This is a genomic window from Gordonia sp. GONU, from assembly GCF_024733855.1.
Lineage (GTDB): Bacteria > Actinomycetota > Actinomycetes > Mycobacteriales > Mycobacteriaceae > Gordonia > Gordonia amicalis.
In genome coordinates this window covers 1-14,757 of record NZ_JANRHB010000027.1, presented here as the reverse complement: position 1 = coordinate 14,757, position 14,757 = coordinate 1, and the positions used below count along the sequence as shown (strand labels likewise).

The 14,757-nt window shown below is 67.6% G+C and carries 13 protein-coding genes; 10 read left to right on the top strand and 3 right to left on the bottom strand.

The annotated features are described in order from the left end of the window. The first annotated feature begins 85 nt into the window (after positions 1-85). Both NWF34_RS19265 and NWF34_RS19260 read left to right on the top strand, forming a co-directional pair. The gene (locus NWF34_RS19265; RefSeq protein ID WP_258325828.1) at positions 86-1,096 is read left to right on the top strand and encodes an alpha/beta hydrolase family protein; all 1,011 of its coding nucleotides are present in this window, start codon (positions 86-88) and stop codon (positions 1,094-1,096) included. Beyond that, positions 1,093-1,554, top strand: coding sequence for a MaoC/PaaZ C-terminal domain-containing protein (locus NWF34_RS19260; RefSeq protein ID WP_258325827.1), 462 nt, complete (start codon positions 1,093-1,095; stop codon positions 1,552-1,554). The genes NWF34_RS19265 and NWF34_RS19260 overlap by 4 nt, the downstream gene beginning before the upstream one ends. 21 nt (positions 1,555-1,575) lie before the next feature. Here the strand turns inward: NWF34_RS19260 and kstR are convergent, their stop codons facing one another. Continuing rightward, positions 1,576-2,226: a cholesterol catabolism transcriptional regulator KstR gene (gene kstR, locus NWF34_RS19255; RefSeq protein ID WP_258325826.1), complete on the bottom strand. Its 651-nt coding sequence runs from the start codon at positions 2,224-2,226 to the stop codon at positions 1,576-1,578. A gap of 136 nt (positions 2,227-2,362) precedes the next feature. Here kstR and NWF34_RS19250 point away from each other — a divergent pair, with 136 nt between their 5' ends. From NWF34_RS19250 to NWF34_RS19220, 7 genes are all read left to right on the top strand, one after another. Continuing rightward, complete coding sequence (locus NWF34_RS19250) at positions 2,363-4,549, top strand: acyl-CoA dehydrogenase (protein WP_258325825.1); 2,187 nt, start codon at positions 2,363-2,365, stop codon at positions 4,547-4,549. A gap of 119 nt (positions 4,550-4,668) precedes the next feature. Then, the gene (locus tag NWF34_RS19245; RefSeq protein ID WP_258325824.1) at positions 4,669-5,799 is read left to right on the top strand and encodes an acyl-CoA dehydrogenase family protein; all 1,131 of its coding nucleotides are present in this window, start codon (positions 4,669-4,671) and stop codon (positions 5,797-5,799) included. 4 nt (positions 5,800-5,803) lie between these two features. Then, entirely contained in the window at positions 5,804-6,967 is a 1,164-nt protein-coding gene (locus tag NWF34_RS19240; protein WP_258325823.1) for an acyl-CoA dehydrogenase family protein, read from the top strand. Then, positions 6,964-7,986, top strand: coding sequence for a bifunctional MaoC family dehydratase N-terminal/OB-fold nucleic acid binding domain-containing protein (locus NWF34_RS19235; RefSeq protein ID WP_258325822.1), 1,023 nt, complete (start codon positions 6,964-6,966; stop codon positions 7,984-7,986). The genes NWF34_RS19240 and NWF34_RS19235 overlap by 4 nt, the downstream gene beginning before the upstream one ends. Continuing rightward, positions 7,983-8,441 carry a MaoC family dehydratase gene (locus tag NWF34_RS19230; protein WP_309148649.1) on the top strand — a complete coding sequence of 153 codons (459 nt, stop codon included), beginning with the start codon at positions 7,983-7,985 and terminating at the stop codon, positions 8,439-8,441. Before NWF34_RS19235 ends, NWF34_RS19230 begins: the two co-directional genes overlap by 4 nt. Then, a complete protein-coding gene (locus NWF34_RS19225) occupies positions 8,441-9,613 on the top strand; it encodes a lipid-transfer protein (RefSeq protein ID WP_006435764.1) in 1,173 nt (390 codons plus the stop codon). The genes NWF34_RS19230 and NWF34_RS19225 overlap by 1 nt, the downstream gene beginning before the upstream one ends. Before the next feature lie 53 nt (positions 9,614-9,666). Continuing rightward, positions 9,667-11,298 (top strand): acyl-CoA synthetase, encoded by a 1,632-nt coding sequence (locus NWF34_RS19220; RefSeq protein ID WP_258325821.1) that lies wholly within the window; start codon positions 9,667-9,669, stop codon positions 11,296-11,298. A gap of 87 nt (positions 11,299-11,385) precedes the next feature. On the opposite strand, the gene NWF34_RS19215 is transcribed toward NWF34_RS19220, so the two are convergent. Then, positions 11,386-12,651, bottom strand: coding sequence for an SLC13 family permease (locus NWF34_RS19215; RefSeq protein ID WP_258325820.1), 1,266 nt, complete (start codon positions 12,649-12,651; stop codon positions 11,386-11,388). An 18-nt stretch (positions 12,652-12,669) separates the two neighbouring features. After that, positions 12,670-14,334 (bottom strand): MFS transporter, encoded by a 1,665-nt coding sequence (locus NWF34_RS19210; protein WP_258325819.1) that lies wholly within the window; start codon positions 14,332-14,334, stop codon positions 12,670-12,672. 192 nt (positions 14,335-14,526) lie between these two features. Here NWF34_RS19210 and NWF34_RS19205 point away from each other — a divergent pair, with 192 nt between their 5' ends. Further along, positions 14,527-14,724 (top strand): hypothetical protein, encoded by a 198-nt coding sequence (locus NWF34_RS19205; RefSeq protein ID WP_258325818.1) that lies wholly within the window; start codon positions 14,527-14,529, stop codon positions 14,722-14,724. Positions 14,725-14,757 lie beyond the last annotated feature (33 nt).

Below are 14,757 nucleotides of genomic sequence, written 5' to 3'. Positions count from 1 at the left end.
CGACGACCGTCTCCGCTTGGGACGTCCCGCCGATCTCGGCTACCTTTGTTACGTCTGAGAACATTGTTAACAAAAGGGGCTACTGGTGCGTTCCTCGTGGAAGAGGCGACTGAGTGTCGTCGCGTGTGCCGTCGCGGTGGCGGCGACCGGATGGGCACCGGCGGCGCTTGCCGCACCGGCGCCCGACCCGAATCGCGCCCGGATCGACACCGTCATCCACGATTCGGCCAACCAGACGACGCTGATCGTCTACTCGGCTGCGATGCGCCGACTGGTCCCGGTGAATGTTCTGCGCCCCAACAACCAGACCAAGCCGCGTCCGACGCTCTACCTCCTCAACGGGGCCGGTGGCGGCGAGGACTCGGCGACCTGGGCGGCGAAGACGCAGTACGCGAAGTTCTTCCGCGACAAGCAGGTCAACGTGGTGACGCCCATCGGCGGTGCGTTCTCGTACTACACGGACTGGCAGCGTGACGACCCGGTCCTCGGCCGCAACAAATGGACGACGTTCCTGACCCGAGAACTTCCCCCGTTGGTGGACAAGGAATTCAACACCACGAGGAAGAACGCGATCGCCGGCATCTCGATGGCCGGTACATCGGTGCTGAACCTCGCCATCGCCGCACCCAGGCTCTACAAGTCGGTCGCCGCCTACAGCGGTTGCGCCCGCACCAGTGACCCGCTGGGGCAGACGTACATTCGGATGGTCGTCGCCGACCGCGGCATGGGCAACGTCGACAACATGTGGGGCCCGATCGGTTCGGCGGGCTGGCGCAAGAACGACCCGTACATCAATGCCGCGAAGTTGCGCGGAACCAAGGTCTACATGACCAGTGGCACCGGACTTCCCGGGTGGTACGACCGTCTCGAGGCCCCGCTGGTCGCCGGGGATCCCTTCACGCTTGCCAGCCAGGTGGTCGTCGGTGGGGTCATCGAAGCCGCGGTCAACGAGTGCACCAAGCAGATGGCGCAGCGCATGCGCGCGCTGAAGGTCCCGCACAAGGTTCTGTTCCGTCCCGACGGCACGCATTCCTGGGGTTACTGGGAGCGCGACCTCAAGACCACCTGGCCGATGATCGCCAACGACCTGAAGTGAGCGAACCCGATCGACTGTGGGCCGACGACCTCGAGGCCGGACAGGTCTTCCGGTTCGGCACGCACCACGTGACCGAAGAAGAACTGCTCGACTTCGCGCGGACCTGGGACCCACAGGACTTCCACACGGACAAGAACGCGGCCGAGGCCGGCGCCTACGGCGGGCTCATCGCGAGCGGACTGCACACGATGTCGATCTACCAGAAGCTCGCCGTCACCTCGGTCCTGTATCGCTGGAAGGTCATCGCGGGCAAGCGTCTTGCCGATGTCGTCTTCCTGCGGCCGGTGCGTCCCGGCGACACGTTGACGGGCTCGCTGACCATCGACGCCGTCGAATTCGACGACCGCGACCGGGCGCTCGTCACGTCCACCTCGGAACTCGTCAACGTGGCCGGCAAGCCGGTGATGCGGACCGTCGTCGAGGCATATGTGCACGCCCGGCCGAAAGCCGCACCCTGAGAGGTCCGTGCCGGGCTCAGCTCAGCTGGCGCGGTCCTTGAGCAGCAGCCGGACGGTCAGTTCGAGACGATTGGTGACGTCGGTGGCCGACGCGCGTCGGGTCAGCCACTGCACGAGGTTCGACATCCACACATCGGAGAGCACGCGGGCGATCGCGAGATCCTCTTCGGTCGGCTCGCCTTCGTCGACGATGGCGCCGGCGAGGAGCCGGTCGATGATGCCGGCGACCTGATCGACCTCGGCGGTCGCCGACGCGTCGGCGAACATGAAGGCCCGGGTCATCGCCTCGGTGAGCAGCGGGTCGCGCTGCATCGCGAACGTGATCATGTCCAGGACGTGGCGCAGACGGTCGATTGCGGTGTCGCCCCGCAATTGTGAGCGGTCGACCTTCGACTCGACGCGCTCGAATTCACGCGCCAGCGCGGTCACCAGCAGGTGGACCTTGGAAGGGAAGTAGCGGTAGAGCGTGCCGACCGCGACGTCGGCCTTGTCGGCGACGGTGCGCATCTGGACGGCGTCGTAGCCGCCCTTGGAGGCGAGGGCGAGAGTCGCGTCGAGGATGCGGCGACGACGTTCGCGCTGCGCGGTGGAACCGGCTTCGGGCGACGCGGCTGGGGTCGAGGTTCCGGTTGGGGTCTCGACCGCGGCATTGCCTGGTGCAGAGCGGGCCATGTGCTTTCGAACATCCTTCACGTGATCGGCGATCGGGTAGGCGAGGAACACGGGTGGCTACCCGATCACCTCCACCCATGGCATATTAGAACAGGTTCTAATTATTCCTCACAACTCGACATACAGAGGATCACTCGTGACAATCGCCACGTCTTCCGAGCAAATCGCGGTATGCCACAGCATCGAGTCCTGGGCGCGCGCCGTGAAGGTGACCGGACTCGTCCGCTCCGACATCGACAAACCGCGCGATCAGTGGAATCAGCTGTTCGGCCGGCTCGCGGAGTTCGGGGTGTTCGCGGCCGCGGTGCCGGAGGCGGCCGGTGGGCTCGGAGCGGGCTTCGTCGACGTGGCGGCCATGGTCGAACAGTGTGGCATCGAGCTGGTCCCCGGGCCCATCGCGCCGACGGTGACCGCCGCGATCGCGCTCTCCACCAGCTCCGATGCGCGGGCGCAGGACCTGCTCGACCGTGTACTCGAAGGTGCGGTCCCCGTGGTGACGCCGATCGTGAGTCACACCGGTGGGGCCGGCGCCCCGCTGTCCGACACGCTCGACCTCGGACTCGTCGGGGGCTACGCCGAAGGGGTTGCGGTCCTGGCGGCGCTCGACGTCCCGGGGCGGAACGGCCGCTGGTGGGTCATCCCGCCGGCAGTCGGCAACGCCGACATCGCGCCGGAGGCACCGCTCGACGGCACCACCTCGGTGGCCCGCGTGCAACTGTCCGGAGTCACGGCGGACGACCTCGTCGAACTGCCCGACGCGCCGCTCGTCGAGGGACTGCTCTCGGCGACGCTCGCGGCGTATCAGAGCGGGGTCACCCGCTGGGCTCTCGACACCGCCGTCGACTACGCCAAGGTCCGTACGCAGTTCGGTGTGCCGATCGGCTCCTTCCAGGCGATCAAACACATCTGCGCCGAGATGCTCTGCCGCAGCGAAGAGGTCACGGCGGTCGCCTGGGACGTGGCCGGTGCGGTCGACGATGTGCTCACCGCGTCCGACGGTGACACCGACTCCGCGCGCGAGCAACTCGAGATCAGCCGGCTCGCGGCCGACGTCGTCGTGGCGGAAGCCCCGGCGGCCACGGCCAAGGACTGCATCCAGGTGCTCGGCGGCATCGGGTTCACCTTCGAACACGACGCGCATCTCTACCTCCGGTCCGCGCTCGCGGCCCAGGCCGCTCTGGACAGCGCGCGTCACGCCGCCACGACACTCGCCGACCGGGGTCTCGCGGGGGCGCGCCGACGATTCGCGCTCGACCTCTCGCAGGTCGAGGACCAGCGCGACGAGGTCCGCGCCACCGTCGCCCGCATCGCGGAGGTCGACGCCGACGACCAGCGGCGCGTTCTCGCCGAGACCGGCTATCTGACCCCGCACTGGCCGAAGCCGTACGGTCTCGGCGCCGACGCCGCGCTGCAGCTGCTCATCGACACCGAACTCGACGCGGCCGGCGTCGTCCGGCCCGATCTCGTCATCGGTGCCTGGGCGATCCCGACGATCCTGTCCCACGGCACCGACGCGCAGCGTGAACGCTTCGTCGCCCCGACCCTCGCCGGCGAGATCGTCTGGTGCCAGCTGTTCAGCGAGCCGGAGGCGGGTTCGGATCTCGCGGCGTTGCGCACGAAGGCGGAGCGCGTCGACGGCGGCTGGAAACTGTCCGGCCAGAAGATCTGGACCTCACAGGCGCACAACGCGCAGTGGGCGATCTGCCTGGCCCGCACCGACGCCGAGGCGCCGAAGAACAAGGGCATCACCTACTTCCTCGTCGACATGTCCTCGCCGGGTATCGACATCCGGCCGCTTCGCGAGCTGACCGGTCGCGCCAACTTCAACGAGGTCTTCCTCGACGAGGTCGTCGTGCCCGACGACTGTGTGGTCGGCGAGGTGGACAACGGCTGGCGGCTGGCGCGCACCACCCTCGCGAACGAACGCGTGGCGATGGGCGGGTCGGGTCTCGGCAAGGAGATGGAGTCACTGCTGCGGCAGGTGCAGGGCATGAGGCGTGAGCTGACCGACGCCGAACGTGCGGCCCTCGGCGGTCAGTTCGCCGATGCCCATGTCGGCCGGGTCCTCGACGCCCGGGCCGCGACGCAGCAGCTCGCCGGACTCGACCCGGGCGCGCTGTCCAGCGTCCGCAAGCTCATCGGCGTCCAGCACCGACAGTCGGTGCCCGATCTCGCGCTACGACTCCTCGGCGTACAGGGCCTGGCGGCCACCGAGGCGTCGGACGCCGTCCTCCAGAATCGTTGCCTGTCGATCGCCGGTGGGACCACGCAGATCCTGAAGACCGCGGCTGCGGAACGCATTCTCGGTTTGCCTCGCGGCTGACCGGTCCCATCGGCCCCAAACCGCAGATAAAACGCGATCTCTACCCTCTGGTGCGGGGACTCTGATACAACTAGAACAAGTTCTAGTTCTGTAGTTCGCGCATGGTGAGGAGACACAGGGTGGACTTTGCCCTGGAAGGTACGGCGGTTGCGGTCCGCGACGTCGCGGAGGACGTGTTCGCACGACGACAACCCGACTGGGAGTCGACCCTCGGCAAGCGGGGTTCCGGTGAGGCGGGTACAGGCGATCAGGTCGGGGGCTTCGACGCCGAGACCTGGCGGGCGCTCGTCGACGCCGGGCTGCTCGCGTTGCCGCTGCCGGCCGACCGTGACGGTGACGAGGTCGACGAGGCGGGACTCCTCCCGCTGTTCCGACGCATGGGGCGTGCCGCCGCGGTGACGCCGGCACTGGGAACACTGACCGCAGCCCTCGTCTTCGCGAAGGCCGGGTCCCCCGAGAACGTTGCCGATGTCTGGTCGCGATGGGGCGAGTCGCTGACGGGTGGCCGGTGGGCGGCCATCGCGATCGGCGAACACGGCGACCCGCTGACACCGACTCCCCAGACCAGCGTCCGGGGTGGGCGACTGAACGGCACCAAGGTCGGGGTCCTGCACGCCGAGGGCGCCTCGGTCCTGCTCGTCACATCCGACGCCGGCGTCGTGGCCGTCTCCCCGGCCTCCGACGGTGTCACGCTCACGCGCACTCCGGCGTCGAGTGGGTGGGGCGAATACACAGTTACCTTCGACGACGTCCCGGTCGACGACGCCGACGTCATCAGCCGTGAGTTGTCGGTCCTGCGGGACCGTTACCGTCTGGCGCTCTGTGCCTACGCCGACGGTCTCGTCGCGGGCGCGACCCGGCTCACCGCCGACCACGTCTCGACTCGCGAACAGTTCGGCAAGCCGATCGCGTTGTTCCAGGCCGTCGGACAGCAACTCGCCGACGTCTACGTCATCGGACGGTCGATGGAGCTGTCGACCACCGCGGCGGCGTGGCGGTTGTCCGAAGGGCTCGACGCCGCAACCGATCTCGGTATCGCCGCCTACTGGCTGGCCGAGGAGATCCCACCGACGCTGCGGACGATGACCCACCTGCACGGCGGCATCGGTGTGGACATCACCTATCCGCTGCACCGGTACTTCTCCATCGCCAAGGACCTCGCCCGCCTGGTGGGTGGTGCCGCCGTGCGGCTCGACGAACTCGCCGACATCACCGAGGGCGCTGCCCCGGCCGACCGAGCACAGGGGTGAGCACATGTTCATCGATCTGACGCCCGAACAGCGCGCGCTACGCGAAGAACTCCGGGAGTATTTCGCCGATCTCGTCACTCCCGACGAGGCGGAGATCATGCTGACCGAGCGCCACGGACCGGCGTACCGCAAGGTCATCAAGCGCATGGGCGACGACGGCTGGCTCGGCGTGGGGTGGCCGAAGGAGTTCGGCGGCAAGGGGTTCGGTGAGATCGAACAGCAGATCTTCACCAACGAGGCCGTCCGCGCCGATGTCCCGCTGCCCTCGGTCACGCTGCAGACGGTCGGCCCGACCCTCCAGGTGCACGGCACCGAGGAGCAGAAGCGGAAGTTCTTGCCCGCGATCCTTGCCGGCGACGTGCACTTCGCCATCGGCTACACCGAACCCGAGGCCGGCACCGACCTGGCGTCGCTCACCACGAGCGCGGTCCTCGACGGCGACCACTATGTGGTCAACGGGCAGAAGATCTTCACCACGGGTGGGCACGACGCCGATTACATCTGGCTCGCGGTGCGGACCGACAAGGATGCGCCCAAGCACAAGGGCATCTCGATCCTCATCGTGGACACCAGGGATCCCGGGTTCTCCTGGACCCCGATCATCACCGCCGACGGCGCCCACCACGTGAACGCCACGTACTACCAGGACGTGAAGGTCCCGGTCTCCATGCGAGTGGGCGAGGAGGGCGACGGCTGGAAGCTGATCACCACCCAGCTCAACCACGAACGCGTCATGCTCGGCCCGGCCGGACGCATCGACGGCCTGGCGGCGCGGCTGCGTGCCTGGGCCCAGCGACCGGGACCCGACGGCACCGTCATCGCCAAGCACCCGGACGTGCGTCGGGCGCTGGCCACCATCGACGCCTACGGCCGGATCAACGAGCTGCTCAACTGGCAGGTCGCCTCCACCGGCGAGGCGATCTCCATGGCCGACGCCGCCGCGACCAAGGTGTTCTCCACCGAGCGCATCCAGACGGTGTGCCGCATGGCCAACGAGATCGTGGGGCGCTACGGCGATTTCACCGATCCGGAGACCGCGGCGTTCGTCGACTGGCTCGACGTCCAGCAGAAGCGCCACGTGGTCATCACCTTCGGCGGCGGGGTCAACGAGGTCATGCGCGACATGATCGCCACCGCCGGACTCGGACTCCCGCGAGCCAAGCGATGAGCGCACCCGAGCCGGCCGGCGACGAGGCGATCCGTGTTGCCGCCCAGCAGATCATGGACTCGGGTGCGAGCGCACCGGTACGTGGACGCGATCCCATCAACCAGCCGATGATCAACAACTGGGTCGAGGCGATGGGTGATGAGAACCCCATCTATGTCGACGATGCCGCGGCACGCGCCGCCGGACATCCGGGCGTGGTCGCACCGCCGGCCATGGCCCAGGTGTGGACGATGCGCGGACTCAACGGATCTCGCACCGCCGACGATCCGCTCGGCCGCGCGACCCAGCTCTTCGACGAGGCGGGTTTCACCTCGGTGGTCGCGACCAACTGCGACACCGTCTATCACCGCTACACCCGACCGGGCGAAGAGGTGTCGCTGTCCGCTGAACTCGTCGAGGTCGTCGGACCCAAGAACACCGCCCTCGGCGAGGGCTGGTTCTTCACCACCCGCAACGTGTGGTCCGTCGAGGAAGAAGTCGTGGCGGAGATGCGTTTCCGCATCCTGAAGTTCCGTCCGGCGGCGAAGGCCGCTGCGCCTGAGCCGGTGCCGTCGGCTCCCGATGACCTCGACCCGGCGAAGCTGCTCAAGCCGAGCGTCTCGCGCGACACGGCGTTCTTCTGGGAGGGCGTGGCCGCGCACGAACTGCGCATCCAGCGCGACGGAGACGGCATTCTGCGCCATCCACCGGTCCCGGCGACCTGGAAGCCGCGCGAGGCCGACGGTTCGGTGCCGGAGACCGACTACGTCGTCGCGTCGGGAACCGGAACCGTCTACAGCTTCGTCGTCCACCGGGCGCCGAAGGTCCCCGGCCGGCAGTTGCCGTTCGTCGTCGCTCTCGTCGAACTCGACGAGGGGGTGCGGATGCTGGGTGAACTGCGCGGCGTCGCACCGGAAGACGTCACGATCGGGATGCCGGTACGGGTGACGTTCCTGGACTTCCCCGCCCGAGACGACGCCGGAACACCGGCGTGGACGCTGTACGCGTGGGAACCGGTGAGTGAAGGGGGAGAATCGTGACCAGTGTTGCCACTCCGGTGGTGAGCGGAGGAACCACGTTGCCGCCGTTGGTCATCGACGCGACCCCGACCTTCGTCGTCGCCACGGCACTCGCGACCCGCGACTTCCAGGACGTCCATCACGACCGCGATCTGGCGCAGGCCAAGGGGTCCAAGGACATCTTCGTCAACATCCTGACCGACACCGGCCTGGTCGAACGGTTCGTCACCGACTGGGCCGGTCCCACCGCCCGAATCCGTTCGATCGCACTGAAACTGGGTGTGCCGTGGTACGCCTACGATTCGGTCACCTTCACCGGTGAGGTCACCGAGATCGCGGACGACGGCCTGCTGACGGTCGCCGTCACCGGAACCAATTCGCTCGGCAAGCACGTCATCTCGACCGTGACCCTCACCATCGGCGAGGGCTCCTCGGCGGCGAATCAACACGCGACGACGCAAGGTGAGGGGCACTGATGGGCGGGCTGTCCGGACAGGCGGCGATCGCCGGCATCGGGGCCACCGAGTTCTCCAAGGACTCCGGCCGGAGCGAGCTGCGGCTCGCGGCCGAGGCGGTGTCGGCGGCGATCGCCGACGCGGGTCTCACCCCGGCCGACGTCGACGGTCTCGTCACGTTCACCATGGACACCAACAGCGAGATCTCGGTGGCCCGTGCCGTCGGAATCCCCGAGCTGACCTACTTCTCCCGGATTCATTACGGCGGCGGCGCCGCATGCGCGACCGTCCAGCAGGCCGCGATGGCGGTGGCGACCGGAGTCGCCGACGTCGTCGTCGCCTACCGCGCATTCAACGAACGGTCGGGACTGCGGTTCGGACAGGTGAATTCGGCGGTCGCCAACCAGGAGAACTCCTCGGGCACCGAGAACGCCTTCAGTTATCCGCACGGGTTGTCGACGCCGGCGGCATTCGTCGCGATGATCGCCCAGCGATACATGCACGACTACGGCGCCACCAGTGCGGATTTCGGCCGGATCGCGGTCGTCGATCGCAAACACGCCGCGGTCAATCCCGACGCCTTCTTCTACGAGAAGCCGATCACTCTCGAGGATCATCAGAACTCGCGGTACATCGCCGAGCCGTTGCATCTGCTCGACTGCTGCCAGGAGTCCGATGGCGGTGTCGCACTGGTGATCGTGTCGGCCGAGCGTGCCAAGGATCTGCCGAACCGGCCCGCCGTGATCTCCGCGGCGGCGGCCGGCTCCGCGGCGGACCAGTACATCATGACCAGCTACTACCGCGACGAGCTGGCGTCGTTGCCCGAGATGGGTCTCGTCGGACGCCAGCTCTGGTCGCAGTCCGGCCTCGGTCCCGAGGACATGGACATGGCCGTCCTCTACGACCACTTCACGCCGTACACGCTGCTCCAGCTCGAAGAGCTGGGCTTCTGCGGACGCGGTGAGGCCAAGGACCTCGTTCGGGAGCCCGGGGCCCTGGAGGTGGGTGGCCGGCTGCCGCTCAACACCCACGGCGGCCAGCTCGGCGAGGCCTACATCCACGGCATGAACGGCATCGCCGAAGCCGTCCGCCAGCTCCGGGGCACCTCGGTCAATCAGGTCGACGGCGCCGAGAAGGTCGTCGTCACCGCCGGAACCGGAGTCCCCACAAGTGGATTGGTGCTGACCGCATGAGCGCCGATCCGAGCACCGAATCACGACTACTTCCGCAACAAGGAGAGCGCACGATGAAGTTCAACCTCGCCGATGTCTTCGAGACGGTCGCCGATTCGGTGCCCGAGCGGATCGCGCTCAGCTACCAGGGTCGCCAGATCAGCTACGGCGAACTCGACCGGCTCTCCAACCAGGTGGCACACCTGTTCGCGGGCGCCGGGATCGGCGCCTTCGACAATGTGGCCCTGTTCCTCAAGAACAGCGTCGAGCACGTCACCAGCCTGCTCGGTCTGCTGAAGGTCCGCGCCGTGCCGGTCAACATCAACTACCGGTACACCAACGCCGAACTCCAGTACATCTTCGACAACTCCGATTCGCGTGCGATCGTCGTCGAACTCCCCGAACATCAGCGCAGCGTCGCCGAGCTGCTCGCCGAGACCCCGACTGTCCGAACGGTGTTCGTGATCGGTGACGTTCTCGAAGAACTGACCGCTGCCGCCGCCGACCTGCCCGACGGCCGCACGGTGGAGATCGTGTCCTTCGCCGACGCGGAGTCCAAGCCGGACAACCGGGACTTCGAACCGCGCAACGGCGAAGAGCTGTACCTGCTCTACACCGGTGGCACCACCGGCTACCCCAAGGGCGTCATGTGGCAGCACGACGACTTCTTCCGCAAGCCGCTCTCCGGTGGTAATCCCTACGGTGATCCCCGCAAGGACCTCGAGGAGATCGGCACGGCGGTCAAGGATTTCCCGTCCATCGCCTTCCTGCTGGCGGCCCCGCTCATGCACGGTGCGGCGTCGTACTCGCTGTTCACGTTCTTCACCCTCGGCGGTCGCCTGGTCATCCAGCGCGACTTCGACCCGGCGGCCATCGTCACCGAGGTCGAGAAGGAGAAGGTCAACATCGTCCTCATCGTGGGCGACGCCATGGGCATGCCGCTCGTGGAAGAACTGGAGAAGCGCAAGGACGACGTGGACCTGTCGTCGATGTTCTCCATCACCTCCGGTGGCGCCATCTGGTCGCAGCACGTGCGCGACCGCATGCTCGCCGTGAAGCCGGATCTGGTGCTGCGCGACAACTTCGGTGCGTCGGAGTCGGGCAACGACGGCGAGATCATGATGGACGACAACGGCAACCTGAAGGTGCCGCCGACCGATCGCATGATGGTCGTCGACGAGCGGCTCAACAAGATCGAGCCGGGGTCGGGCGACGTCGGCTACATCGCGCGCATCGGCAACGTGCCCCTCGGCTACTACAAGGACGAGGAGAAGACCGCGAAGACCTTCCCGACACTGCCGGATGGCACCCGGATCTCGATCCTGGGGGACATGGGAACCGTCGAGGCCGACGGCTCGATCGTCTTCCTCGGCCGCGGCTCGCAGTGCATCAACACCGGTGGCGAGAAGGTCTACGCCGAAGAGGTCGAGGCCACGCTGCACGCGCATCCGGCGATCGCCGACGCGCTCGTGGTCCCGGTGCCCGACGAGAAGTACGGCCAGCGGGTCGCCGCGGTGATCGCGCTGGCGGAGGGTGCCGAAGAACCGTCGCTCGAGGCGATCCAGGATCACTGCCGCGAAACCCTCGCCCGCTACAAGGTCCCGCGCACCGTGGTCTTCGTCGACGAGGTCAAGCGCACCCCGGCGGGCAAGGCCGACTACCGCTGGGCCAAGGCGGAGGCGGCCAAGGAGAGCACCCCGGTCTGACCCGCTCCGCAAACCCACCCTTTTTCGGCAAACGCACCCCCTGCTCAGGGGGTGCGTTTGCCGATTAGTGGTGGATTTGTGGGGGGCTCAGGTGAGCTGCAAAGACACCCACAGCGCGAGCACCGCGACACCCAGCGTCGCCGGGACGGTGATCGCTCCGAGCCGCAGGTACTCCCGCGAGGTCGGGGCGGCGACGTCCCGGTGCATGATCTCTCGCCACAGCAGGTTGGCCAGTGATCCGAAGTAGGCCAGGTTCGGGCCGATGTTCACGCCGAGGAGCATCGCCAGGACCAGGCCGGGATCGTGTGCCACCAGCGGGATCAGCAGCAGCGTTGCCGGGAGGTTGTTGACCAGGTTCGCGAGGACAGCGGCGAGTACGGCGACCAGCAGGATGCCGAGCAGCGTCGACGACGACGGGATGAGTCCGCCGATCCAGTCGCCGAGCGGGCCGTCGCGTACCGGGAGGATGACGACGCCGAGCGTGGCGACGAACCCCAGGAACGGGATGTTCACCGCGGTGATCGTGTTGCGCAGCGTGGCGGCCGGGGAGCGGAACAGCGCGGGCAGCGTGAACAACACGGCGCCCACCCCGGCGACCGCGGCGAGCGGCACTCCGAACGGCTCGGCCACGACGAACGCGACGAGCAGCACGGCCAGCCCCATCAGCAGCACCGTCGGGCGCCGAGCCTGCGGTTGGGGTTCACGGCTCGCCGCTTCGGGTGTGGGACTCCGCAACTCGCCGGCGAAGTACCACCGGAAGATCAGGTATTCGACGACGATCGCGGCGATCCACGGGGCCAGCATCACGCCGGTGAAACCGAGGAAGCCGAGACCGGTGGCCGAGAACGCCAGCAGGTTCGTCAGGTTGGAGACCGGTAGCAGGGTCGACGCGGTGTTGGCCAGATGAGCGCTCGAGAACGCGATCGGCGTGACCCGCGCACCGATGTGCCTGGCGGTCGCGACGGCGACCGGCGTCAGCAACACGATCGTCGTATCGAGGCTGAGGATGGCCGTGGTCACCGCCGCGGCGACGAACACGATGCGCAGCAGACGACGCGGTGAGGATCGGCTCCATCCGGCGAGGACCGTCCCGACCCAGGTGAAGACGCCTTCCCGGGCGCAGACATCCGCGACGACCAGCATCGCGGCGAGGAAGCCGATGGTCGGGGCCATGGTGGTGACCTCGGCGGCCGCGGCGCCGAGGTCCGTCAGGCCGAGCAGGATGAGCAGTGCCGCCACCGGTGCGGCCACCACGACCGCCGGGACACGCTGCGCGCCAAGGGTTGCGATGATCACCACCACGAGGGCAGCGATGCCGGTGAGGCAGCCGGCGATGCTGTCCACGGTGAGCACCGCAGACAGGTTACGCGATCAGTCGCGGGCGAACGTGTCGTCGAGATCGGGACCGCGGTCACCGGTGCGGACGATGATGACGGGGCCTTCGACGACGCGGCGTGGCGTCAGCCAGAACAGAACTGCGGAACTCACGAGCATGATGCCGCCGAGAATCAGTGACGCCTGCTCCATCGGTGCGTCGAAAGCGGCCCGGCTGCCGTCGGCGATCTTCTGCGCGAGTTCCGCGGACTGTGCGGAGAGCTTGTCGACGACGACGGTGGCCTCGGCGAGAGACCGCTCGATGAGAGTGCCTGCTTGTTCGGCCTGGGCGATGGTGGCCTGCCCGCCCGTGGGATCACCCGCGGCGATCTGCTGTTGTCCGGCTGCGGTGAGCTGCTCGCGGGCGAGGTCGGCCGTGGGCCCGATCCTCGACTCGTATCCCGCGGCGACCATGGACCCGGCGATCGCGATGCCGATGGCCGCCCCGATCTCGCGGGCGGTGTCGTTGATCGCCGACCCGACGCCCTGATTGTCCAGCGGGGTGTTCGACATGATGGCGGTGGTGGCCGGCGCCGATGCGAGGCCGATCCCGATCGCGATCACCGCCAGGATCGCGGCCAGCGTCCAATAGTTGTCTACCGGGATCAGACCCAGCGCAATCAGGCCGGCACCCGACAGCAGTGCGCCGGCCGCGATCACGTACTTGAGCGAATCCAGTCGCACCGCCACCCAGTTCGACAGCAGTGAGAACACTCCGACGCCGGCGACGAACGGCATCAGCGCGACCGCCGACTGCAGCGGCGAGTAACCGAACACCAACTGCAGTAACTGCAGGACCAGGTAGAACATGCCGAACGAGGCCAGGAACTGCACGGCCACCGACAGCGAGCCCGATCCGAATGCCCGGTTGCCGAGCAGACGCACGTCGAAGAGCGGTGAGGCCGAACGCAGTTCGACGAACACGAAGAGTGCGGCGAGGAGGATGCCGCCGACCAGGCAGATGAGGACGAGAGGATCGGCCCACCCGCGGTGTGGGGCCTCCAGGAGGCCGAACACGACGCCGGCGATCGCCAGGACCGAGCACAGGCTGCCGGGGATGTCGAAGCGTCCGGGATCGCTGTCCTTCGACGATCCGATGGTGAAGCAGAGGAGAACGGCCACCGCGGACGAGGCGGCGAAGGTGATGAAGATCGAATGCCAGGAGAAGAACTCGAGGAGCACACCGGTCACGAGGAAGCCGGCGATCGCACCGCCGCCGGCGACGGCCGACCAGATGCTGATCCCGACGGCCCGCTGGCCGTCGGGCATCCCGGAGGTGATGAGCGACAAGGTCGTCGGCATGATCAGGGCGGCGGCCGCACCGGCGAGGCAGCGCGTGATGATCAGTTGGGTCGGCCCGTCGACCCAGATCGCGGCCAGTGATGCCAACCCGAAGAACACCAACCCGACGATGAGGACCTCGCGACGACCGAAACGGTCACCGATCGCCCCGGCCGGCAACAGCAACGCGGCGAGGGCGAGGGTGTAACCGTCGATGATCCAGGTCATCTCGGCCGAATCGGCACCGGTGTCGATGGCGATGTCGGGGAGGGCGGTGTTGAGGGCCGCCATCGCGGCGACCACCATGCTCACCGACAGACACGAGACGAGGACGAGCCAGGCGGAGCGTGCGTCCATCCGGATGTAGTTCGGCAATCTCATGATCCGCCCCCGATTTCAGTGTCTGGCTCGTAGGATTGCAGGGTTGCCGATTTCCGTGTTGCGGTTTCGTTATCGCGACACGCGTGGGGTGAACCACCGCAACGTGGGTAACTTGTGACACATTTATCACTGCAGTACCTGAGGCTGTAAAGGTCGATGTTGGCCCCGGACAATCGAAAGTGGTGACAGGTCATGGCCTCACCCCACATCGCGTCGAACTCCGTCGCGTCCGCCGCTGCAGTACCCAGTACCGGCGCGACCCCGATCGCTTCCACGAACACCACCGATGTCTCGCCTGCGCGCCTCCACGTCTGGCGTGTGCTGTCGATGCTGGCGGCGCTCATCGGCGTCATCGTGACGCTCGTCGTCATCGCGTCGTCGGCGGGGTGACCGCCCACGACGCGTGACGGGGGGTCTACCCCG